The organism is Algoriphagus winogradskyi (assembly GCF_900182815.1).
GTDB classification, from domain to species: domain Bacteria; phylum Bacteroidota; class Bacteroidia; order Cytophagales; family Cyclobacteriaceae; genus Algoriphagus; species Algoriphagus winogradskyi.
On sequence record NZ_FXUA01000010.1, the window covers coordinates 118439 to 140310 of the forward strand.

General features: G+C 41.5%; 23 protein-coding genes. 12 read left to right on the plus strand and 11 right to left on the minus strand.

Annotation, left to right across the window (positions count from 1 at the left end; translation table 11 throughout):
* Window positions 1–96: 96 nt before the first annotated feature.
* Window positions 97–903 carry a type IX secretion/gliding motility protein PorT/SprT gene (gene porT, locus QOL76_RS19950; RefSeq protein ID WP_283414725.1) on the minus strand — a complete coding sequence of 269 codons (807 nt, stop codon included), beginning with the start codon at window positions 901–903 and terminating at the stop codon, window positions 97–99.
* Window positions 852–1574: a bifunctional demethylmenaquinone methyltransferase/2-methoxy-6-polyprenyl-1,4-benzoquinol methylase UbiE gene (gene ubiE / locus QOL76_RS19955; protein WP_283414771.1), complete on the minus strand. Its 723-nt coding sequence runs from the start codon at window positions 1572–1574 to the stop codon at window positions 852–854. Before ubiE ends, porT begins: the two co-directional genes overlap by 52 nt.
* Before the next feature lie 123 nt (window positions 1575–1697).
* Between ubiE and yihA the strand changes: the two genes are divergently transcribed.
* The 5 genes from yihA to QOL76_RS19980 all read left to right on the plus strand — a co-directional run bounded on the left by yihA (window position 1698) and on the right by QOL76_RS19980 (window position 4962).
* Window positions 1698–2300, plus strand: coding sequence for a ribosome biogenesis GTP-binding protein YihA/YsxC (yihA, locus tag QOL76_RS19960; protein ID WP_283414726.1), 603 nt, complete (start codon window positions 1698–1700; stop codon window positions 2298–2300).
* A 49-nt stretch (window positions 2301–2349) separates the two neighbouring features.
* Window positions 2350–2838, plus strand: a complete 489-nt coding sequence (locus QOL76_RS19965; protein WP_283414727.1) for a DUF5606 family protein — start codon at window positions 2350–2352, stop codon at window positions 2836–2838.
* 42 nt (window positions 2839–2880) lie between these two features.
* Complete coding sequence (locus QOL76_RS19970) at window positions 2881–3189, plus strand: hypothetical protein (RefSeq protein WP_283414728.1); 309 nt, start codon at window positions 2881–2883, stop codon at window positions 3187–3189.
* Window positions 3190–3267: 78 nt separating this feature from the next.
* Entirely contained in the window at window positions 3268–3738 is a 471-nt protein-coding gene (locus QOL76_RS19975; protein WP_283414729.1) for a hypothetical protein, read from the plus strand.
* Window positions 3739–3840: 102 nt separating this feature from the next.
* The gene (locus QOL76_RS19980; protein WP_283414730.1) at window positions 3841–4962 is read left to right on the plus strand and encodes a sugar phosphate isomerase/epimerase family protein; all 1122 of its coding nucleotides are present in this window, start codon (window positions 3841–3843) and stop codon (window positions 4960–4962) included.
* Between the two features lie 58 nt (window positions 4963–5020).
* On the opposite strand, the gene rnhA is transcribed toward QOL76_RS19980, so the two are convergent.
* The 4 genes from rnhA to aroQ form a co-directional block, all read right to left on the minus strand.
* Window positions 5021–5476, minus strand: coding sequence for a ribonuclease HI (rnhA, locus tag QOL76_RS19985; protein WP_283414731.1), 456 nt, complete (start codon window positions 5474–5476; stop codon window positions 5021–5023).
* 36 nt (window positions 5477–5512) lie between these two features.
* Window positions 5513–6103: a MarC family protein gene (locus QOL76_RS19990; protein ID WP_283414732.1), complete on the minus strand. Its 591-nt coding sequence runs from the start codon at window positions 6101–6103 to the stop codon at window positions 5513–5515.
* Window positions 6104–6302: 199 nt separating this feature from the next.
* Window positions 6303–7358: an aminotransferase class V-fold PLP-dependent enzyme gene (locus QOL76_RS19995; RefSeq protein ID WP_283414733.1), complete on the minus strand. Its 1056-nt coding sequence runs from the start codon at window positions 7356–7358 to the stop codon at window positions 6303–6305.
* An 11-nt stretch (window positions 7359–7369) separates the two neighbouring features.
* Window positions 7370–7783, minus strand: coding sequence for a type II 3-dehydroquinate dehydratase (gene aroQ / locus QOL76_RS20000; RefSeq protein WP_283414734.1), 414 nt, complete (start codon window positions 7781–7783; stop codon window positions 7370–7372).
* Window positions 7784–7918: 135 nt separating this feature from the next.
* Here aroQ and xerD point away from each other — a divergent pair, with 135 nt between their 5' ends.
* The 5 genes from xerD to QOL76_RS20025 all read left to right on the plus strand — a co-directional run bounded on the left by xerD (window position 7919) and on the right by QOL76_RS20025 (window position 12240).
* A complete protein-coding gene (gene xerD / locus QOL76_RS20005) occupies window positions 7919–8824 on the plus strand; it encodes a site-specific tyrosine recombinase XerD (RefSeq protein ID WP_283414735.1) in 906 nt (301 codons plus the stop codon).
* A gap of 104 nt (window positions 8825–8928) precedes the next feature.
* The gene (locus tag QOL76_RS20010) at window positions 8929–9165 is read left to right on the plus strand and encodes a hypothetical protein (RefSeq protein ID WP_283414736.1); all 237 of its coding nucleotides are present in this window, start codon (window positions 8929–8931) and stop codon (window positions 9163–9165) included.
* A gap of 16 nt (window positions 9166–9181) precedes the next feature.
* Entirely contained in the window at window positions 9182–9826 is a 645-nt protein-coding gene (locus tag QOL76_RS20015; RefSeq protein ID WP_283414737.1) for a hypothetical protein, read from the plus strand.
* Between the two features lie 137 nt (window positions 9827–9963).
* Entirely contained in the window at window positions 9964–10833 is an 870-nt protein-coding gene (locus tag QOL76_RS20020; protein ID WP_283414738.1) for a glycoside hydrolase family 16 protein, read from the plus strand.
* Window positions 10834–10971: 138 nt separating this feature from the next.
* Complete coding sequence (locus QOL76_RS20025) at window positions 10972–12240, plus strand: alpha/beta fold hydrolase (RefSeq protein ID WP_283414739.1); 1269 nt, start codon at window positions 10972–10974, stop codon at window positions 12238–12240.
* Between the two features lie 26 nt (window positions 12241–12266).
* Here QOL76_RS20025 and QOL76_RS20030 read toward each other — a convergent pair whose 3' ends face one another.
* From QOL76_RS20030 to QOL76_RS20040, 3 genes are all read right to left on the minus strand, one after another.
* Window positions 12267–13343, minus strand: a complete 1077-nt coding sequence (locus QOL76_RS20030; protein ID WP_283414740.1) for a BamA/TamA family outer membrane protein — start codon at window positions 13341–13343, stop codon at window positions 12267–12269.
* A 102-nt stretch (window positions 13344–13445) separates the two neighbouring features.
* On the minus strand, window positions 13446–13943 hold the full coding sequence (locus QOL76_RS20035) for a hypothetical protein (RefSeq protein WP_283414741.1): 498 nt from the start codon (window positions 13941–13943) through the stop codon (window positions 13446–13448).
* A 165-nt stretch (window positions 13944–14108) separates the two neighbouring features.
* Window positions 14109–16454, minus strand: coding sequence for a TonB-dependent receptor (locus QOL76_RS20040; RefSeq protein ID WP_283414742.1), 2346 nt, complete (start codon window positions 16452–16454; stop codon window positions 14109–14111).
* Between the two features lie 336 nt (window positions 16455–16790).
* Between QOL76_RS20040 and QOL76_RS20045 the strand changes: the two genes are divergently transcribed.
* Complete coding sequence (locus QOL76_RS20045) at window positions 16791–18350, plus strand: SDR family NAD(P)-dependent oxidoreductase (protein WP_283414743.1); 1560 nt, start codon at window positions 16791–16793, stop codon at window positions 18348–18350.
* Between the two features lie 326 nt (window positions 18351–18676).
* On the opposite strand, the gene QOL76_RS20050 is transcribed toward QOL76_RS20045, so the two are convergent.
* On the minus strand, window positions 18677–19498 hold the full coding sequence (locus tag QOL76_RS20050) for a purine-nucleoside phosphorylase (protein ID WP_283414744.1): 822 nt from the start codon (window positions 19496–19498) through the stop codon (window positions 18677–18679).
* A 94-nt stretch (window positions 19499–19592) separates the two neighbouring features.
* On the opposite strand from QOL76_RS20050, the gene QOL76_RS20055 reads away from it, so the two are divergent.
* On the plus strand, window positions 19593–20117 hold the full coding sequence (locus QOL76_RS20055; RefSeq protein WP_283414745.1) for an NADPH-dependent FMN reductase: 525 nt from the start codon (window positions 19593–19595) through the stop codon (window positions 20115–20117).
* Window positions 20118–20120: 3 nt separating this feature from the next.
* Here the strand turns inward: QOL76_RS20055 and ftsZ are convergent, their stop codons facing one another.
* Window positions 20121–21818 (minus strand): cell division protein FtsZ, encoded by a 1698-nt coding sequence (ftsZ, locus tag QOL76_RS20060; RefSeq protein ID WP_283414746.1) that lies wholly within the window; start codon window positions 21816–21818, stop codon window positions 20121–20123.
* Between the last annotated feature and the right edge of the window lie 54 nt (window positions 21819–21872).

The following is a 21872-nucleotide window of genomic DNA, read 5'->3' on the forward strand; positions in this document are numbered from 1 at the left end:
ACTCTCAATGATCAATATCCAATTTCAAATGGTTCACCTCAAACTAGCCATTACCAAATCTTACAATTTTTGAATATTCCTATTTTTCAATATCTCTTATTGAAAATTCAAATAAAGTGTAATTGACTTTCTTTTGATAGATTCAATTGCGTTTCGAAGTTCGGGACGCGTATTTTCAGCCTGGTAAGCATTCATCAGACCATGTGAAAAGCGAATCTCGGGCGCGAATTTGAAGTATTTGAAATAGATCTCAAACCCCATCCCTGCTTCTATAGAAAAGTCCTGGCCAGTCATCACGATATCGTCTACATTGGCTTCATCCTGACCTTTGGTACGAAACTGATAGCTCGCTCCACCTACCCAATACATCCTCGTATTATTCCATCTAACCGATCTGTATTTAAACAAAAGTGGCAGTTCTACCATTGTCGCTTCTGAGCTATATTCTATGACTTCCCCAAGATTTTCTTCACTAATTACCACATCTCCTCCGATTAATTCAGTATCGATCTGGTCATTGAAATAGGTCACTGCAGTTTTGTATTCATAGAAGCCAACTTTCGGGGTAAACATCAATGAAACCTGATCATGAAATCTTAAAATCCCTATAAATCCAAGGGAGAACCCTGGGGAAAATTTAGTTTGAATACTTCTAACGCCAGACATAGGATCGGTAGAAGAGGCATTCATAAATTCATCTGTATACTTGATTTGAAGCGTGCTATTATGAGCTGCCAAAAAGAATCCGTAAGAAAGTGGCCGGTTGTCTGAGGCAGAAGCCGAAGTCAAGCCAAACATACCTTGCCCAAACGTTGGAATCGCCGCCAAGAAAAACACTAAACCCAGTAAGACTATTTTGTACCTACGTAGATTGAGCTTATACCAAATGTGAGTGGTTTGCATAGGTTACTTGTGAATCCGACATTATTCATAATTCTCAGAAAATCCATCCCGTCCGGAAAGGCCTGTACTGACTCAGGAAGATAAGTATAAGCAGAATTGTCTTTGGATACAATCTTGCCAATCTGAGGAAGGATAGCTTTGGAATAAAATGCGTAAGCCTGCTTCATTGGCGCTTTTGTTGGTTTGCTAAATTCCAATATCACCACTTTGCCGCCAGGCTTCAGGACACGATACATGTCTGCAAGACCTTTCTCCAGATTCTCAAAGTTCCTAACTCCAAAAGAAACGATGACTGCATCAAACTTATTATCTTCAAAAAGTAACCCTTCGGAATCGCCGAGCTGAAGCTCAATCTTATCCTCTAGCCCTTTTTTCTTCATTTTTTTGCGTCCTTCCTCAAGCATACCTTCGGAAATATCCACTCCAATGATCTTATCAGGGTTCAAAGAGAGTGCTTCAATCGCAAAATCTCCAGTCCCAGTAGCAATATCCAAGATTAACTTGGGCTGATCATCTTTCAGATATTTAATTGCTTTTTTTCTCCAAGTGATATCAATTCCCATGCTGAGCACGTGATTGAGCAAATCATATTTGCCAGAAATGTTATTGAACATCTCAGCTACCTGATCTTTTTTGGAATCTTGCTTGTCTTTATAAGGTACTACGGCCATCTGAATTCTATCTTTGAAAGGACAATAATAGGCAAGAAACACGAGGAAAGGAAAATTGTTCCACTTCGCTTTCATCCTGCCCTTTTCGGATATTGTCGTACTTTTGCACTCAAATACTTGCAGATGATCCAGAAAGCCACCTTTGTAATCAGTAATTCGAATCCCGGTAATTGTCCAAAGCCTGACCGAGCGGAGATTGCTTTTATCGGAAGATCCAATGTGGGCAAAAGCTCACTGATCAATATGCTCGTCAACCAAAAAGGACTGGCAAAAACCTCACAAAAACCAGGTAAAACCCAGCTCATCAACCACTTCATGATCAATGATAAGTGGTACCTTGTCGATCTTCCAGGCTATGGCTTCGCCAAAGTGAACCTGAAAGTGAAGCAGGGATGGGAAAGTATGATTACTACCTACCTTACAAAAAGAGAAAATCTTTGTGGCGTTTTTGTCCTAATAGATAGCCGCCTTGAACCTCAGCAGATTGATTTGGAGTTTTTGCTTTGGTGCGGCACACAGGAAGTGCCAACTGCCCTGGTTTTCACTAAAGCAGACAAGCAGTCCAAGTCAAAAACTGATCAAAACATCCAGAAGTTTTTGAAGAAAACCAGAGAGATGTTCGGTGAGAATCCAGACTACTTTGTCACCAGTGCAGAAGCTAGCACCGGCAAAGTTGAACTGACAAAGTTTATGGAAGAACTAGTAACAGAATATGAAGCTAGGTGAATCATTTAATTGATAATCCTATATTTGCAGCCTCGAAAAAATAAACCAAATGAATTTTAAAGATCTTGCCACCGTAGCCGGTAAACCCGGTTTGTTCAAAGTTTTGAAGCCTTCACGCACAGGAGTGATCCTGGAAAGCATGGATGCGAAGAAAACTAAACTCGTTGCCGGCATGTCCCAGCGTGTGTCTATTCTAAGCGATATTTCTATTTATACCTTGACAGAAGAGGGCGCTGAGCCGCTAGAATCTGTGATGCAGAAGATAGAAGCTGAATTCCAAGGCGATCTTGGTTTGGATGCAAATCCTGATGATGCTGAGCTAAGAGCATTTATGAAGCATGTCCTTCCAGAGGTTGACGAAGCGAGAGTATATACTTCTGATATCAAGAAATTGATCACTTGGTACAAATTACTCCGAACACAAGCACCGGAAGTTTTGGTAAAAGCAGAGGAAACGGTTGAAAAAGCTCCTGAAGTGGAGGGAAAAGCTAAAGAGGAAAAACCTAAGGCTAAGGCTAACCAAAAATCTAAAGAATAATATTACAGCCCCGATTCACCTCGGGGCTTTTTTGGCACTATCATGAGCGAATCCTTATCCCAAGAAACCTTTTTATTGCTTCGCAAAGATTTTGACTTTCCAGAGAAAGCTGAGGCATTAGATGAGGAAAAAGCCATTAGCATACTATCTAAGGTGATTTCCTACATGCTCGACCGGGAATTTGAGCGTTTAATTCAGATTTGTTACAGAGTTGATTTGGGAGAGGAAAAGCTCAAAAGAATTCTTCATGAATCAGAACCAGATGAAGTGGCGACAGATTTAGCAAAAGCACTTTGGATGAGACAACAGCAAAAAGTGGTGATAAGAAAACAATATTCATCGAACGAATAAGCCTATTAATCACGGATTAGGCTTATAAAAGGTATTTTTTCTTACTTTTAGACTTTCTCTTTCTATTAATTTTTCCTTATGAAGTCACTAGTCAAATTCAATTTTCTACTACCATTAGCCATTTTGGCAACTCTAATATCTTGCAGTGATGATGATCCCAATCCCTCAAAATCCGATGCTGAGCTTATTGGCTCTGGAATTTCCTGGAAACTGAGCACTGCCAAAGTAGGTAGCTTTAATGTAATCTCTCAAATAGACCCCTGCCTGCAAGACAACGAGGTAACTTTTAATTATGAAACCGCCGTCAAACTTGGCGTATTAGATGCAGGTCCTACCAAGTGCAGTCAAACGGAGCCGCAAACAGTGAATTTTATATGGGATTATAACGAATCCACTAAAATTCTACTTGTCGATACTGAGATCATTGAAGTACCTGGCGCCGAAGGGAATATGATAGTAGAAAGCGTATCAGCAAATGAGCTTGTGGTTTCCCAAAATGTTTCACTTTCAGGAATTACTCAAAAATTGGTGGTGACATTTGTTCATTAAACTACTACTTATCAAATCATTACTTACCTTAAGGAAATAACCCTGCTCTTTTCCAAAGCTTCGGTTATTTCCTTTTTTTAAGCCTCTCAAAACACTCCCAAAATGGCAAATCCTATCTGGATAATGACTTCTGCTTTTGATCAACTCAACTTAGATCAGACGATAGAAAAAGCAACAGAAATAGGCGTACAAGGCCTTGACTTATGCGTTTTCAGAAAAGATGGAACACGTGATGATTTCGTCGCTACTCACTTAGATTATGAGAATTTTGGACCTGAAGAAGCCAATAAACTGATTGAAAGATTCAATGGAGCGAAACTTCGCCTTTCTATTGGCGCTTTTGATAATCTAATCGGTGGAGATCCTGCGGAGCGAGTTAAGAATCAAAACCATCTATTGAGATTGATTCGAATGGCTTACCTGCTTGGCGGGGATGAGAACGACGTGAAAGTGGGAACATTCGTCGGTTACAATCACGAACTCGGAAATCAAGAAGGTGGGTTTGAGAAAAATCTGTTGGAATATCAGCGAATTTTTGGTCCAATAATCCGCTATGCTAATAGCCTAGGCGTAACAGTTCTCTATGAAAACTGCCCCATGGAAGGCTGGAGAAGTTCAGGGCATTTCGGCACATTCAATAACCTGACGGGACTTTTGGCAGCGAGGAAAATCATGTATGATTTAATCCCCGAGTCCAATCATGGGGAAATCTACGATCCTTCTCACGACGTTTGGCAGCATACCGATCCTGTAGAAGTGATCAAAAACACTGACATGAATCGCCTGAAAAGAATTCATGTGAAATCCACCCGAAATAACCCGGATCCATTCTGGGGGAATATGTATCCCATGCAGGAAGTTCGAGCAGAATGGGCAGAAAAAGCTGGCATTCCTTCCAGCACGAATCCTTGGGATAGACACCACTACGAAGCTACCCTACCAGGCTTTGGATTAGGCGATTCTATGGATTGGAGAGCTTTTGTAAATATTCTAAAGGAACGTCAGTTCTCTGGCCCTTTTGAAATTGAAAATGAAGCCGTTCTATCCAAGCAAACTGGGAATATGGGAGCAATCGTCCAAGGCTGTAAAGCTGCTGTTCAAAACCTCGCTCCTTTGCTTTATGAATTAGGAGAAAATGGCTGGCAATATCCTGAGTCAGCATACAAACCTCTTTCAGAAATGAATAGAGCTGATATTCCCTTAATCTCAATGGAGAAATTATAAAATCTGAAATCTGAAGTCTGTGTTACATTTTCAGACTTCTGAATTTAGATTTTAGATTTTACCTCTGGCTTTCTTCGTATCCAGTATCTGCTTTCAGATCAAATCCTTCTGCGGCCTGTACCGCTAGCACATCACAGCGCTCATTCTCGATGTTGCCTGCATGACCTTTTACCCAGATGAATTTCGGTTTGTATTTCAGGTGAAGCGGAATGTAGCGTAACCAAAGATCCGGGTTTTTCTTGTCCTTGAAGCCTTTTTTCTGCCATCCCCAAAGCCAACCCTTTTCTATTGCATCCACTACATATTTGCTGTCTGAATAAATCTGAACAGGAAATTCAGTGGTGTTGATAGCCTGTAAGGCACGGATAACAGCCAGCAACTCCATGCGGTTATTGGTCGTCAATCGAAAGCCTTCAGATAGCTCTTTGCGGTGTTTTCCGAATTTCAAAACGGCGCCATAGCCTCCCGGACCGGGATTGCCTTTGGCAGCGCCATCAGTGTAAATGGTAATCATGTCGCAAAGAAAGTCAAAATGAAGGAGAGAAAAAGATTAAATCCCAGAATCCACGCCGATTGGGAAGGCATTCGTCTTGAAAATCTTCACAGCGATAGAAAGCAAAATAATACCAAAAATCCTTCTCAGGACATCCAAACCGGTCTTACCGATTTTCCGCTCCAGCCAGCCTGTACTTTTCAAAACGATATAAACCAAGATCAGATTTAGAAGAATTCCTATCCCAATATTTATCTGAGCAAACTCAGCTTTGAGAGTCAAAATAGTAGTCAAGGTACCTGCTCCAGCAATTAGAGGAAAAGCGATAGGTACGATGGAAGCACTGTCTTTGGCGTCAGGATCAGACTTGAACAACTCAATCCCCAAGATCATCTCAGCACCAATCGCAAAAATGATCAGTGCGCCAGCTATCGCAAAATCCTCCACCCCAATTCCGAAAAGTCCCAAAATAGACTTTCCTGCAAGCAAGAACAAAATCATCAAAACCCCTGCAGCAAGCGTTGCTTTTTCGGATTGAATATGGCCAACTTTCTGCCTCAAGTTGACGATAATCGGAATGGAGCCTAGGATATCAATCACCGAGAAAAGGATCAAAGACACCGATAAAATTTCCTTCAAATCAAACATGCCGCGAAAGTAGGGAATTTAACCTTTGAGGTCTACAAGACCTCGAAGGTTTTTAGGTTAAAATAATGTGAAGAAAAATTCTTTGTGATATTCTTCGCGAACTTTGCGTCTCGGCGGTAAAAATAAAAATGGTCCAAGTTTTTAAACTTGAACCATAGATTTTACTTTCAAATTTCTGACTTCAGCTTTCTGAATTTCTTTAATATTTCCCCAAAAACCCAATCAACTTATCCATCTCAGCATTGGTGATCGCAGGGAAATTAGCGATTCGGAAACTGGTTGGCTTATGCGGACCATAGCCAGAACCCAGCTGCATTCCTTCTTTTTCTGCATCCTTTTTCACTGCTGAAATCAATTCCTCAGGACCAGTTACCGCTAATACCGTAGTACTTCTAGTCTCTGCATTGTCCACAAGCATTCTTAGAGACTTGGATTGAGCCACGGCATTCTCCAACTTCTGCATGCGCTCGCGAAGATTTGCATCGATGTGCTGGATTTCTTCCAGGTCTTTCAAAACTCGGTTGAGCAAGTAGATCCCCAACACATTTGGTGTGTAGTGAGTCTGATAGCCAGCTGCATTTTCTAGGATAAAACTCAAAGAATTGTATAGCCCTTTTTCTCCTTTGCTTTCGCACTTTTCTATGGCTTTTGGAGAAAGGATCAAAATCCCCAAACCTGCTGGAAGTCCAAAACACTTTTGCACTGAACCATACCAAATATCCGCCAAACTGAAATCAAACTCGATTCCCGCAATGGAAGAAGTAGTATCCACAGCGATCATTTTTTCAGGATATTTCTCCTTTATCCCTGCAATTACTGACATAGGGACCTGCGTCGCATTGGCAGTTTCATTTTGCGTAAGCGCGATCACATCAAAGTCCTCCGAGATCTCTAAGTTTGCGACATCCACAGCTTGATTGGCTTCGATTTTCAAACCGTCTGTAGCTGGATTGATATGCTTCGCAAAGCCAACCCACTTTTTCCCGAAAGATCCTGAGTAAATATGAAAACTCGCCTGCTGCACAATGGATTGGGTGATTATCTCCCAGTTTTCGGTAGCGCTGGAGGTAAATAGCAACTTGTAATCATCCGGCATGTGCAGCTTTTCGCGCATCAATTGTTCAGTTGCCTGATACAAGTTCATGAAAGCGCTACTACGGTGATTGGCACTCAGAATTCCTTCAGTGTAGGCATCTTGCAGATAAGTAGGAAGGGCATCATAAACTTTAGATGGCCCGGGAGCAAATGTAAGCATAGGTAAATAGGTTATTGAAAATAGAGAATTCCTAGGGCGTATCCTTTCAGGCCAAGACCTGAGATCATACCGACACAGGATTTGGAAATAATGCTTTTGTGGCGGAATTCCTCCCGCTTATAAATATTCGAAATGTGGATTTCCAGCGTTGGCGTGGTTACTCCAGCGATGGCATCTGAAATAGCTACCGAAGTATGCGTATAGCCTCCTGCATTCAGCAAGATTGCATCAAAGGAAAACCCAACTTCGTGGATCTTATTGATCAATTCACCTTCCACATTACTTTGATAATAATGCAGTTCAACATCCTGAAAAGCTTTTTTCAAACCCTCAAAATATTCTTCGAAAGAAGTGCTTCCATAGACTTCCGGCTCTCTTTTACCCAGGAGGTTAAGATTTGGGCCGTTAATAATCATTATTTTCAAAACAAAATTCGGTTTGATAGTTGATGAGCCAAAGTTAAAAGGATTTTCAGGTTATAAAGTGGTAAAGTAGTAAAGTTGTAAGGTTGGAAAGTACGAAACCTTCTAACTTTATCACCTTACAACCTTCCAACCTGCATGCAAAAAATCTGGCAAAATCACATCAAGCAATTCCGTCACTACCTCAAGCTGGAGCGGTCTTTAAGCGAAAATTCCATTGAAGCTTATACCCGAGATGTAGAGAAATTGGCGGCATATTCTGAGGTGACTTTCCCTGAAAAAAGCCCATTAGAGTTGGAATTGGAGCACTTAAGGAAGTTTGTAAATGACCTAGCCAAACTGGAAATATCAGATTATACACACGCTAGAATTATTTCGGGGATCAAAGCTTTCTACAAATACCTAATGTATGAAGATAGAATCACTAAAGATCCAGCTCAACTTTTAGAAGCTCCGAAACTTGGCCGAAAACTACCGGACACGTTGAGTTATCAGGAGATTGTACAGCTTTTAGAAGCAATTCCTCTTGGTGAACCGGAGGGCCATCGCAATCGCGCAATGCTTGAGATGCTTTATAGCTCAGGACTTCGGGTTTCTGAATTGACAGAACTGAAAAAAGGACAGGTTTTCGAAGATGTTGGATTTCTTAGAGTGACGGGAAAAGGTAACAAAGAGCGCTTGGTTCCCATCGGAAAAGATGCTTTGAAATATCTGAATATCTATAAAAATGAAGTTCGGGTGCATCAGATCATCGCCAAAGGACATGAGGAATTTGTCTTCCTTAACCGGCGGGGTAAGAAACTTTCTCGAGTGATGATTTTCCTAATTATCAAAAAGACAGCTGAAATGGCTGGAATTGAAAAGAATATTTCTCCTCATACGTTCCGACATTCCTTTGCCACACATCTGATAGAAGGCGGTGCTGACCTCCGTGCCGTACAGGAGATGCTCGGTCATGAAAGTATCACGACGACGGAAATTTATACGCACTTGGACCGTGATTATCTGAGGCAGGTGTTGACAGATTTTCATCCGAGGAAATAGTTTTGTGTACTAAGTTCAAGGTACCAAGTAACTTGGCAGGAATGAAGACTACATTTTTTCAGGTGGCCCCTCATTTAATTCAAGTATTCAACTAAATTACCCGCATGACCAATTTCATCTACAAACTTTCCCTTCGCCTAAACAACCTCACCAAACGTCAGAAACTCATGTTTCGGCTGTTGCTTATTAGTGTTAGTATGATGCTTTTCGGAGCATATTTTAAAATTAACGGTAAACCAAATACTGATTTAATTCTAGGCTCAGCAATGCTTATTCATTTCATTTCAATCATTGGATTGGTAAGCAAATGGGCAGCCTATCGTACCCTAAGTGAGGTTTAAAGTATTGACTAAGTGCATGATGAAAAACATTTGCCTGCTGCTATTTACCCTTATAGTTTTTTCTGCCTGCTCTTCTACCAAAATTTATCCGCGAATTAGCTGTCATATTTGCCTAGCACAAGAAGATGGAATTTTGCTTTTACCACTCAATTGGCAGGAAGGCTTCAGTCAGCTTACTCCTGGCGATCATAGGTATCTGGAAGAAATGATTGTCAGAATTTTTCAAGAGGAGGGTTTTACCAAGGTGGACATCTATGATAATATGGAATATGAACTGCTAAATGCAGGCATCAAAGATATTAATGACCCTGATCAACTTGCTCAACTTCATCTAGAGCTGGGAATATCCTATCTCATCGGGATAAGTTTGGGCGAATTAGCTTGGACAGGCAATTGGGAAAAAATCTATCCCTCCGACTTTAATTCTCCAAGCTATTGGGATACTGATACGCAGGTAAAAAGTAATCTACGGATTGCAATGAAGGAAACTGCAACAGGAAATATTATTTCTGAAAATTCCATTGAAACCATCCTGGGAGGATTTCCAATTCCTATAGGTGATGGAGAAACAATCGATTTAAATTCCGCTTCACTTTTTAAAGCAGTTCGAATTTCTACCCGTAAAGGAATCAAAAATATGATGAAGGATTGTAGATGTTGAGTTTTAGAGTTTCAAGACATTTGAATTAAGAAGTAAGATATGGGAACCTCAAATCTGACCTACTTGAGCAATCTCGCACCTTCTACACCTAATTCCTAGACTTAGGAAATCACCTGTGTCAACCTTAACTTCAACGTATGAAGCATCTGCTTATATTCCTGTTTCTTGTTGCACTCAGCCTATTTCCAGTCGATCCCCATAAAAAGCAAAAATCTTTCGTTGAGAACTTTTCTTCCTCAAAGTCAAAAAATTTCCGCTACGGTTCCACAGGAACACCTGCCGATTTCAAATATAAAATGGGAGTCTCATCTCCCTCGGAACCAGAAACCACGATTCTTTCTTTAAAACTAAACCCAGATGAAAAAGCCGGACCAGGAAAAGGCCCTGAGATCATATCGAAGAATTTTACACATTTTGGAACATACTCCGCACGCTTAAAAGTACCTGATGTGCGTGATAAGCAACCTAATGTGGGAGCTGTAGTTGGGTATTTCACCTATCATGAGGACAAAGATTTAGGTCTGAGTGAGATTGACTTTGAATGGCTGATTGCTGATCCGAGAATTATCTACGTTGGGACTTGGACCGGTGAGCATGGTAAGCTTCAGCGCATAGGAAGAATCATCAATCTGGCTGAGGGCAAAATCATCGAGACGATCTCAAAGGTAAACTATGATGGAACTCCAACACCGCTAACCGGTTTACAAAACAGTCCCGAACGTATTCAAGCCATTGAAGATTACGATGCTTCGGCTAAGTTCTATACTTATGGATTTGATTGGGAAAGTGATAAAATGCGCTGGTGGATGCTCCATCCTGAGACTGCGGATACTGTTGTGCTCTGGGACTATCAAGGTTCGCAACTTGGAATTCCCCAACATGCTTCCAAGTATAGAATGAACTTTTGGCACACGCAGGACTGGTCTGTCGCGGGCCATCCAAATTCTTTAGAGAAGCCTCAATTCCCCTTTGAGCTAGAAGTGGATTGGATGGGGTATAAAAAATAATGAAGTGCAAACTTCTCGAGGGGATTGAAAATTTCTTTCTAAAAATATCCTCAGTTAATTTTTGTAAAGAACTGCCAGTCAGAGCCCCCCAATTCGTATTTTTTAATTAACTTTTAGTTCTAACTAATTTCTCATCCAATGAAGAAGGCATATTTACTCGGGTTTCTACCTGTTTTCTTACTTTCCACTCAGGTTTTTGCCCAATCAAAAACCGAAATAATCCCCATAGATGGAAAAGAAATACGGATTAAAACCTCGGGCTTGGAGCAGCGAAAAGCACATCAACCCATCGTAATTCTGGAAGCAGGAAGTGGCGAAAGTCTTGAGATATGGAATAGGGTTTTTGATCAAATCGCTGATTTTTCACCTGTTCTTTCTTACGATCGACTTGGACTTGGAAAGTCTACAGCATCTAAAGAAAATCCTACCCTAGAAACACGTGTCAAAGCTCTCGAAGCACTTTTGGCAGAAACGAAAATCCAGCCGCCCTATATTCTGGCAGGGAACACCTGGGGAAATCTTCTTATACGGGAATTTGCCGAAAACCATCCAAGTGAGGTAGAAGGAATGATCTATGTAGATCCTATCCTAGATATTGAAAACACCACTCAACTCAGCGCATACCTAAGCGAGAATGGCTTGGATGGTGAGCAGTTAGTATCAGAATACATGGATTTTCAAAACCTGAGCATGACAAACCGCTCTAAAGGAAATACGCAAGAAGCTGAATTGTTTTTGACGATACTGGAGGAAAATAAGCTAATCTGGTCTTCGCAGGCTGTTCCAGAGGTCAGCTCATTAGTGATTCTAGGAAGCAGGTTTAACGCATTCCCAATGATGGGTTCGCTTTCAGAGAATTCTGGTGAATTTTTCAATTTATTGATTGAGTCCAAAAAGAAATTTCTAGACGAATACACAACTCTCCACCCTGAATATTCTGTGCTTCTCTCTTCAGGATCTATGAATTCACTTCTTCTTCAAGAACCTACACAAATCGCTCAATCCGTCCGCCAAGTGCTCTATGCTGATCCAAATAAAAAAATCATGAATGCAGCGCATAAGCTCAGCCCAGAAGAGTTTGATACATTTATTTCCGATCTTTTCTCCTATATGCCTGGTTCATTACTCACCGAAGAAAATATCAACATGTTAGGATATAGCCTAATGCGCTTCGACAAATACAAGCAGGCTTTATCACTTTTCCAGCAAAATCTTGAAAACCATCCTGATTCTCCGAATGTCTATGACTCAATGGGGGAAGGCCTTGTGGCTTTAGGAAGAGTGGAAGAAGCTGTACCTCTCTTTAAAAAAGCTGTGGAACTGGGAGCTGAACCAAGACATCGTGATTTTGAGCTCTTCAAGAAGAATCTAATCAAAGGAGAAGCGATGCTAGCTGATGGTAAATAACCAAAACTTAATGCCTGCCAACTGACTTAAAAAGCCTCTCCGATTCTGAAATAAATTCCCCAGTCATCTTTGCCTACAGCTGCATCAAGACCGATGTTGAATTTTACAGTTTTGAAAGCTCTATAGCGATAGCCTACTCCAAGTCCTGGGTACATTTTCCAGTTGAAAGACTCCGTATCGGAGCCGTAAATCGTGGCAAGTCCAGCGAACCCAACTACGCCCATTTTCTCGCCAAAATTATAGCGGTATTCTCCTTGAATCGCCATTTGCCCATCAGCTCTATATTTCCCTTCAGAATAGCCTCTAATATCTTTTCCCCCCAATGTTACCTGCTGCTCGAAGGCAATATCACCCAAGCCAAAAGTGCCTGAAAATCTCGCGGCAAGCACATCTTTACCGTTTTTCATCGGGAAATAGCGATTGTACTCGGTCAGAATTTTATTGGCCGATACATCATTCCCAAACCACTCCGGATAAGCGATAAACCGCAATTTGCTATTCACACCGGTCATAGGATAGTAGACAGCATCTCGGGTATCAAGCATAAGATTGAGCTCTAGCCCATTCGTTTGGGTAGTCGATTCGGGCTGCACACCATCCTCATACGTGGTATGGTAGTTGGCATAGGTGTATGTCACACCTACGAAAAGTTTTTGGGCAATCTTTCGCTGAGCTCCAACGCTCACAAGCGTAGTATTGGTCCCGTAATCATAAAATCCGGGAGCGTCCAAATCATCCATGTAAAACTGGGAATTATGATCCCCAGTGACTGCAAACATTTTTATTCTCCAGGTATCCTCAGCCAAATACCAACGGTTAAAAATCGAGATAAAATAAGATCCATTGGTGGTATAAACTGCTGCTAATCCAGAAAGTGATTTGGGAGAAATAGTATCAGCCTGATTCAATCGATACATCGCCATGGGAATTGCCCCAATCATAAACTTCAAGTTTCTATTGTAACTGAGGTAAGGCATGACATTGAAATCAACCTTTTTCTGCACAGTAGTGTCTTGCTTTTCTACTTTGCCATTTTGCGAACTTTGTGCCAACACTAGGGTGCAGCATAACAGCAGTATTATAAAAAGTAATTGTTTTTTCACCTAAAAGTAGTTGATGATTACTATGGTCAAAAATGCAAATAATTATACAGATAGAACAGAATAATCTGGATTTCCCTATTCTAACCTTGATGATCAGATAAATTAGCTGGCTGAAAAAACTATCGCCACTTCATAGTTTCCTTTTTCACCGCTAGCAAAAATCATTTTTGAGTTTGACAATTCTACCAGTTGCAAACTGAAAAAGTTGTTTTTAATAACTCCATTAACTAAAGAAGCTTTGCTGATCGAAATAAAGATGAGTCCTTCCTGTTCGTAAAATTCATAGGAAGCGGTAGTAATCTCATTCTCAGGCTCCACTTCACTACAGCTGATTTCTCCCGGAACAACCTGTACTGTTTTCGTCCCTTTCTGAAACACATAAATATCATCAACAAAGCATGCGTTTTTTGCACTAAGTACTTTCTGATTGTAGTTATCATAATAAGCTTCAATTCTCCAATTTTTCTGGTCAACTCCATGCAATTGGATTAAATCTTCAGATGTGTACTTATCTTGAAATAGAGGATCTTCATCAGAGCTGCACGCAGTAAGGCTAAGAAGTATAAAACTGGCTATAAACAAAGAGTAACGTAGCTTCATTGAGGATAGGTGTTTTTTTTTAAGTTGGGAAAAACACCTTCTCAAATCCTAAACCAATTTTATAACTAGGCGAATTAAAACTGCTATTTTTTTTTTAACTGTGCTCCCAGGAATAGTAAGCATTGACGGAAAACCCGAAGCTTTTGCAAACTTCAGTTTCAACATTTAAAATTCTACTCTATAACTAAGAATAGGAATCAGCGGAGCTTGATACGAGATTTCGATCTCGTTGCTCATCGGCTCGAAATAGCTACCATAGACATTCTGGCGATTAGTAGCATTTTGAATATCCAGCGCCCAAGTCCGGGTGGACTTAGCTTTGTTTTTCTTAAGGCTTAGTCTCAAGTCTGTTCGGAAATAGGATGGGTTTTGAGAGGAATAGGCCAAATTATCATCATAAACCCCCTCGCCTTTTTCAATGGATTCTTCCAAATTGAGTGGCGTGGTGCGCAGTCCACCGGAATAAATCGCGCGGACATTCAGTCCAAGCACCCGCTCCTTTTTAAGTTTAAATTCCTTACCCGCAGTGAACGTCACATTGAAATTGCCATTGTAGGCGGTGTTTCTCCAGACATCCTCATTCGTTTTATACTTTGAGCTGTAGACAGAAGTAGAAAGAAGAAAATACAAATCCTTATGGGTAAACTGCTCGAGGGTCAGCTCCAGGCCATAGTTTCTTCCAAAACCCTCATTTACCAGCGGATCTGTGGCAAAAGTCCATTGCTGATTGATGATGGAATAGGTCTCATCAGCTCCGCTTTTGATAGGAATATTGAAAAGATGCTGGTAATAAGTTTCCACTTTCATTCGCAAGTATGGTGTCAAGGAGCGATCATAGCCCAGCACAAAATGATGTGATTTGCTCAGTCCTAGATCCTTGTTTGGAAGGTTAATCTGACCATTTACCTCTTGCTCTGCAAAGTACGTCCCAAGTGGTTGTACCTGCGAATGCAATCCATACCCAAAGCTCAATCGCTGCTTTTCGTCCAAGGCATAAGAAGCACTAAGTCTTGGCTCAATCGAATTAGAATTATTAAGCAAAAGCTGCAAATAATGAAGACCTAAATTAATGGTCAATCGCTCATTGGCGCGATAATTCAATTGGGAAAAAGCCTGAACACTCTGGGTATTTCCTTTTGAATTGATATTGGTTTCTAAACTCTGTGTTTCTTCCTCATAATTATCTTCCCGTAGATTGTAGTACAGCTGGTTCACATAAAACCCGCTTCTCAAATTCGCTTTTGCAGAAAATTTGGTGTTCAAAACAGAGCTCAAAGTGATTTTTGAATTGCTGTAGTTTTCATAAAAACGATCCTGAAACTGCAGATTATCATCCAGTCTATGCTCTGTTGTACCCAGTGCATTTCCTGAAGCGAGAACCGTGGTTTGTAAGAAATTTGCCTCATTCAAGATAAAGGAATGCTTGATTCCTATTGCTCCTGTGTTCGAAAAGAAAGTACTACCATAGCGATCACCTTCAGATTGCCATTCCAGTGAATCAGTCAAGGCATCACCATCCTGATCACTTAGCCCTCCGAAACCAAACAATGTGATGGTACTTTTTGGTCCAGTTGGCAAATAAACATTGAAAGATAAATCCTGGAAATTGGTAACAAAGTCGCCCAGCGGAAGCCCTATCTTTGAAAGCAGAGAAAGCGTAGAATATCTATAATTAATCAGATAAGAACCTTTGTAGTTTTTGGCTATTGGACCTTCTGCTGCCACATCTAAGCCCAGAAACCCTGCCTGTAGTGTGAATTCCTGATTTTCATTATTCCCTTTGCGCAAGCTCAGATCAAACACACCTGAAAGCGCATTCCCATATTCCGCTGGAAAAGCTCCAGTCAGGAAATCTGAATTAGCTAAAAGCTGAGAACTCAAAATAGATACCCCTCCACCCGAAGTGCCTGGGTTGACAAAGTGATTGGGATTTGGAATTTCTATGCCCTCCATTCTCCAAAGCAATCCGTTGGGACTATTTCCACGGATAGAAATATTATTATTGCCATCATCCGTACTTGTAACGCCCGAAAAAGATAAAGCCATTCGCCCTGGGTCATTTACCGCAGCAGCAAACTTCCTGGCCTCTTCCACAGAAAATGTCCGTCCACTTACCTGAATCATATCATTGATGGTTCGGTCTTTATCAGTTGCGGTAATAACAAATTCATCGATTTGGGTGATATCTTCTTCCAAAGGAATTGTCAGGACGACTTCCTTCCCGGAATTGAGTTGGACATTAGGAAAGATAATTTCTTTAAACCCCATAAAACTCACCTTGAGCGAATAGCTCCCTAGCGGTAGAGCAGTAATTTTGAATTCACCAGCCACATCCGTGGTAGTACCGATCACTGGATCCGAACCCATAATCATCACCGTTGCGCCGGGCATTGGAGCTTTTGTGATTTGGTCGATCACCGTGCCACGAATAGTTTGAGTGAGCTGCTGAGCTTGAAGGGGATTTATTCCCATGAAAAATAATACCCAAAGAATCTTTGTAAACGAATTCATACTAATTGGTTTAGTTTGATTCTATGACAAGGGTTTGGGGATTTACCCTTAGTGAGGTCAGGAGTTTTCTTGAAATAGCTGTTTTCTCTCGCAGCGGAGCGGCAAAGGATTAACCTATGTTACCCTTTGGTAAGTACATGGGCTTTTTTAGCAACCTTCAATGAAACTCACTTGCGGAGGCAACAGAGGCGCGATCATCTAGATTCAGGGTCCGACTTCAAAACAAAATCAAAAATGAAAGTGGGACATCTCCATTTCATTAAATACCCCACTCCCTTTTCCACACCAATTTCCATATTTAAAATCTTTACTTTTGCGCCCTTGTATTTAACTATCATGGAAAAAGAACCAGCATCTGTAACCTCAGTGAAAATCACACCAGAACAAATCACACAAGCCATTGCAGTGCTGGAAGGGTTGAATGCAGATACGGACCAGATTTTTGATATTCCAGCGGAAACTAGACTTGCGCTCTTAATGGCTGCAGGACGATTTTCCAGACCAAACAAAGAGGAACTTGCTGACCGAAAAAAAGGAGCAAAGAAGATTCAACGAAAGAAAATTGCGGACAAAGATAAATCTGCCAGAAAGACCACTGGTATCCGTTCTGCGAGGGAAGCTTCGATTTTTATAGCACCAACCATGTTGAATTTGACTGGTAAGGAAGCAGAAGAAGCTATTATTCTTGAATCACCTCGGGAATGCTATGTCTGCAAAGAATCCTTTGACAGATTGCATCATTTCTATGATGCCATGTGCCCAAGTTGCGGGGATTTCAATTATGCAAAGCGTTTTCAAACGGCAGATCTGAAAGGCCAAGTTGCATTAGTGACAGGATCTCGATTGAAAATCGGCTACCACATTACGCTGATGATGCTGAGAGCGGGAGCAACTGTCATTGCCACAACTCGATTTCCGGTGGACTCAGCTTTACGTTTTGCCAAAGAACCTGATTTTAAGGAATGGGGAGACAGGCTTCACATTCATGGCTTGGATTTGAGACATATTCCTAGTGTGGAGATTTTTTGTAATTACATCGAGCAAAAATATGATCGCTTGGATGTGCTGATCAACAATGCCGCTCAGACCGTGCGCCGACCATCAGGCTTTTACCAGCATTTGATGGAGAACGAGTCTTTGGCTTGGACAGATCTCTCTACAGCTTCGCAAAAGTTACTTTCCGATCATCATGCCTGCTTGCAGGAGATTCGTATGCTCAGTCAGGAATTTGCTGATGGAGAAAACAAAAACCTTCCAGTTTCCTGGCATGGAAAACAACTAGGAATTGGCTTAACTTCCTCTGCCCAGCTCACGCAAATCCCGTATAGCATCGATGATTCCTTGAGTTCGGAGGAGATTTTCCCAATTGGAAAACTCGATGCTGATTTGCAGCAGGTAGACTTGCGAAAGACAAACAGCTGGAGATTGAAGTTGGGAGAAATCCACACGAACGAAATGCTAGAAGTTCAGCTCGTAAATTCTGTTGCTCCGTTTGTGCTATGCAATCGCCTGGTAAATATCATGAAGAAGGATAATACGGGTAAAAAACATATCATCAATGTATCGGCGATGGAAGGGAAATTCCACCAATTCCACAAGGAAGCCCGACATCCTCACACCAATATGGCAAAGGCTGCCTTGAATATGATGACACTAACTTCTGCCGCTGAGCTACCGAAATTTGGGATCTACACCAACGCCGTAGACACTGGTTGGGTGACAGATGAGGATCCGGCTGAATTGGCGAAGCGAAAGCAAGATTTACATGACTTCCAGCCTCCACTTGACATAGTTGACGGAGCCGCCCGAGTGATGGACCCATTATTTGATGGAATAAATACAGGAAAGCATTGGAACGGGAAGTTCTTGAAGGATTATAAGCCGACTAGCTGGTAGTTAACCCTCGAGGCAGCACGGCCTTAGAGTGGTAAACCTTTGAGGTTTTTTTTTGAACCTCGAAGGTTTTATTGCTGTGAGTCCTCCCGACAAGACCCAGAGGCACATTTTTTTAAATGAAAAATTAACCTTGGTCCACCTAGAAAAGCACAGTGGACATATTATTTAGCTAAGGAAAAAAGGGCTCAAAGCCCTAAATAACCTAGCCCATCCTGATAAGGCTGAGTCATGTTGAAAATCAGCTATTTCCCGTAGTTCTGAAAGAGCGAAATAGCACTTTGACAACCATACAGTTCAGCTTCTAGAGAAGCAGGACAACGGATACCTCAATCCATCTGCCTCACCACTTCCTTGATGATCTCCGCCATCACGGGCTCTGCAATCGAAGCAGCAGCAAGTACTTCGGCGAGTGTGATTTTCTTGATTTTTCCCTCTACTCCTAGATCTGTAATCGCAGAAATTCCAAAAACTTCAATTCCAGCCTGTCGAGCTACGATCACCTCGGGCACCGTACTCATTCCCACCGCATCTGCGCCCAATCCTCTGAGGTATTTGTATTCTGCAGGAGTTTCCAAGTTTGGACCTTGCACTCCGACATACACACCCGTGTGAACCCGAAATTTATTTGCTTTGGCAAAACCCAATGCAATAGCAGTCAAATTCTGTGAATAGGCATCACTCATATCCGGAAATCTTGGGCCGAATTCATCATAATGCTTTCCACGAAGTGGGCTCTCCGGAAACAAATCAATGTGATCTCGAATCAGCATTACATCCCCTACTTCCTGCTCTGGATTAAGGCCTCCACTGGCATTTGAGACTAAAAGTGTTTTTATCCCTAGCTTTTTCATCACCCTCACTGGAAAAGTAACCTCCTGCATGGAATAGCCTTCGTAATAATGAAATCGCCCTCTCATAGCCATAACTTTTCTACCGGAAAGCTCTCCAAAAATCAATTTCCCAGAATGACTTTCCACTGTAGACAGCGGGAAATTAGGGATATCTGCATAGTCGATTTCTTTTTCCACGTTAATTTGATCACCCAAATGTCCAAGTCCTGTCCCAAGAATTATCGCAATAGATACTTCCTGAGAATACTGTGATTGGATAAAAGATGCTGCTTCGGATATTTGATTTAGGTAGTTCATATGGTATATTTTGCCAGCCCTAAATATAGAAATTACGGCTCAGCTTCGAACTTTTGCAGGGGCAAGAGTGTATTGCTTTCATAAAAAACATGCAATGATCAAGATAATCGTAGGAACCAACCGCAAGAATTCTGTTTCAAAAACCATCGCTGAGCTTTATCAAGCTATTTTAAAAGAAAGAGGAGAGCAATCGGAAATTCTTGAACTGGAAAACTTACCAGGAGATTTTATTGAGAATGCATTGTATGAAAACAACGGGAAGCATGACTTGTATAATGAATTCCACGATCAGTTAGTGGGTGGGAAAAAGTTTGTGTTCATCGTTCCTGAATACAACGGTTCTTTCCCGGGAATCCTAAAAACCTTTATCGACGGGATGACCTATCCTAATACATTTAGGAATAAAAAGTGTGCTTTGGTGGGTATTTCATCTGGAATAGGCGGCGGTGGCATCGCAATGAGCCACCTTACCGACATCTTCCATTATCTGGGAATGCATGTCCTTGCTCTGAAGCCGAAACTGGCTAAAATAGAGCAAAATATGTCAGATAACCTGCTCACCAACAGGTTGTACATGGACTTGCTGCAAACCCAGGCAGACATGCTGCTTGAATTTTAGGACTTAGTCCACATTATCGTGCAGGAATCTATTATTTCCTAGAATCTCATTGTCATCGCTCAAGTTGTACTTACTGATGCTTGGCTCTGAGCTATGCTGAGGCTCATTCAATACTACATTTTTACGCTGATAAGCAGGCACTTCCATTTTCTCCTTCAATTCTTCCGGAGTTGGGTTGAATGCACGGTTACCTTTTAGCTTTTCAAAACGCTCGTGAGCTCTCTGAATCGCCTTCTGCTTCATTTGCTCATAGTAATCATTTGCAAAAGCTGGAGTAGCAGGCTCCTCTTTCTTAGGCTCTTCTACAGTATTTTTCTCGTCTTCTTCTTCTTCGAAAAGATCATGGACGATTTTCTCCTGCGCAGGCTTTGGAGCTTCAGCTTTCACTTCCTCCTTTTTCATAAAAGAAAATAAGCTTTCTTTCTTTGGAGCTGGCTTAGGCGCTTCAACTGACTCTTCTCTCTTTGGAGTTTCAGCAACTGGCTTCACTTCCGGCGCTGGAGTTGGTGTAGGAGCAGGAGTTTTTGGCATAGAGAACACAAAAGTAGATCCGTTAGCAACTGGCTCTTCCTTAACTTTCTCAGATTTTCCTGAATCTAAATTGATTACTGTTTTCTCTTCTTCGATTTCTTCTACCTGAGTTTTTGCAACTGGAGCAGGAGCAGGAGATGGTGCAGCAATAGCCTTAGCAGTTTCTTCTCTTTTTGTACCAGCCAATCTGTCCATTTGGAAACCTGTAGCAATTACAGTCACACGGATAGCTTTGCCCAATTCCGGATCAATGCCTTGACCGAAGATCACCTCAGCATTGTCGCCAGCTTTCTCCTGGATGTATTCAGTGATTTCGCTCAATTCGTCCATTGACAATTCCTCATCTTCACCGGACATGATAGAAAGCAAGATTTTCTCAGCTCCTTTGATGTCCACGTTGTTCAACAATGGAGAAGAAATGGCAGCACCGGCTGCACGGATTGCACGTCCTTCACCTTCCTCGGTAGAAGATCCCATCACCGCAGCACCAGCGTCTTTCATTACTGTCTTCACATCTTCAAAATCCACGTTGACATCCTGATGAACAGTGATAATCTCAGCGATAGATCTTGCAGCGGTAGAAAGTATATCATCCGCTTTGCTGAAAGCAGTTCTGATGGCAAGATTACCATAGATCTCTCTCAGTTTATCATTCAAAATAACCAGTACAGTATCACAATTCTCGCGAAGCGCTTCGATACCTGCCTGAGCTACATTCATTTTCTTCTTTCCTTCGAACATGAATGGTGCGGTAACAATACCCACAGTTAGGATATTCAATTCTTTTGCAATTCTAGCTACTACAGGTGCCGCACCAGTACCGGTGCCTCCACCCATTCCAGCTGTGATAAATACCATTTTGGTATTGTCAGCCAATAGCTCACGGATCTCATCCTCTGATTCTATTGCTGCATTTTTTCCTTGCTCAGGATTTGCACCCGCACCTAGACCTTCGGTCAAATTGGCACCTAATTGCAATCTAAGCGGAACCGGGCTAGACTTAAGCGCCTGAGCATCGGTATTGACTACCACAAACTCAACGTCCTTAATCCCTAGGCCAAACATGTGGTTTACGGCATTAGAACCGCCTCCACCTACGCCAATTACTTTTATAATTGACTTTGGGTTTTTGTGTAAATCAAATCTGTAATCTTTCATGTTATCTGACATATTTATATTTATTGGTGAATTTTCTATGGTTGTATTAGTGGTTTTTTAAATAGG

What these genes read in the sequence shown, in the direction of transcription:
- QOL76_RS20020 (WP_283414738.1), top strand. Translation starts at nt 9,964, where the DNA reads ATGAAGCATCTGCTTATATTCCTGTTTCTTGTTGCACTCAGCCTATTT.
- QOL76_RS19980 (WP_283414730.1), top strand. Translation starts at nt 3,841, where the DNA reads ATGGCAAATCCTATCTGGATAATGACTTCTGCTTTTGATCAACTCAAC.
- QOL76_RS19995 (WP_283414733.1), bottom strand. Translation starts at nt 7,358, where the DNA reads ATGCTTACATTTGCTCCCGGGCCATCTAAAGTTTATGATGCCCTTCCT.
- rnhA (WP_283414731.1), bottom strand. Translation starts at nt 5,476, where the DNA reads ATGATTACCATTTACACTGATGGCGCTGCCAAAGGCAATCCCGGTCCG.
- QOL76_RS19975 (WP_283414729.1), top strand. Translation starts at nt 3,268, where the DNA reads ATGAAGTCACTAGTCAAATTCAATTTTCTACTACCATTAGCCATTTTG.
- QOL76_RS20025 (WP_283414739.1), top strand. Translation starts at nt 10,972, where the DNA reads ATGAAGAAGGCATATTTACTCGGGTTTCTACCTGTTTTCTTACTTTCC.
- QOL76_RS20055 (WP_283414745.1), top strand. Translation starts at nt 19,593, where the DNA reads ATGATCAAGATAATCGTAGGAACCAACCGCAAGAATTCTGTTTCAAAA.
- QOL76_RS20050 (WP_283414744.1), bottom strand. Translation starts at nt 19,498, where the DNA reads ATGAACTACCTAAATCAAATATCCGAAGCAGCATCTTTTATCCAATCA.
- ftsZ (WP_283414746.1), bottom strand. Translation starts at nt 21,818, where the DNA reads ATGTCAGATAACATGAAAGATTACAGATTTGATTTACACAAAAACCCA.
- porT (WP_283414725.1), bottom strand. Translation starts at nt 903, where the DNA reads ATGCAAACCACTCACATTTGGTATAAGCTCAATCTACGTAGGTACAAA.
- yihA (WP_283414726.1), top strand. Translation starts at nt 1,698, where the DNA reads ATGATCCAGAAAGCCACCTTTGTAATCAGTAATTCGAATCCCGGTAAT.
- QOL76_RS20015 (WP_283414737.1), top strand. Translation starts at nt 9,182, where the DNA reads ATGATGAAAAACATTTGCCTGCTGCTATTTACCCTTATAGTTTTTTCT.
- QOL76_RS20045 (WP_283414743.1), top strand. Translation starts at nt 16,791, where the DNA reads ATGGAAAAAGAACCAGCATCTGTAACCTCAGTGAAAATCACACCAGAA.
- xerD (WP_283414735.1), top strand. Translation starts at nt 7,919, where the DNA reads ATGCAAAAAATCTGGCAAAATCACATCAAGCAATTCCGTCACTACCTC.
- QOL76_RS20035 (WP_283414741.1), bottom strand. Translation starts at nt 13,943, where the DNA reads ATGAAGCTACGTTACTCTTTGTTTATAGCCAGTTTTATACTTCTTAGC.
- QOL76_RS19970 (WP_283414728.1), top strand. Translation starts at nt 2,881, where the DNA reads ATGAGCGAATCCTTATCCCAAGAAACCTTTTTATTGCTTCGCAAAGAT.
- QOL76_RS19990 (WP_283414732.1), bottom strand. Translation starts at nt 6,103, where the DNA reads ATGTTTGATTTGAAGGAAATTTTATCGGTGTCTTTGATCCTTTTCTCG.
- QOL76_RS20040 (WP_283414742.1), bottom strand. Translation starts at nt 16,454, where the DNA reads ATGAATTCGTTTACAAAGATTCTTTGGGTATTATTTTTCATGGGAATA.
- QOL76_RS20010 (WP_283414736.1), top strand. Translation starts at nt 8,929, where the DNA reads ATGACCAATTTCATCTACAAACTTTCCCTTCGCCTAAACAACCTCACC.
- ubiE (WP_283414771.1), bottom strand. Translation starts at nt 1,574, where the DNA reads ATGGCCGTAGTACCTTATAAAGACAAGCAAGATTCCAAAAAAGATCAG.
- QOL76_RS19965 (WP_283414727.1), top strand. Translation starts at nt 2,350, where the DNA reads ATGAATTTTAAAGATCTTGCCACCGTAGCCGGTAAACCCGGTTTGTTC.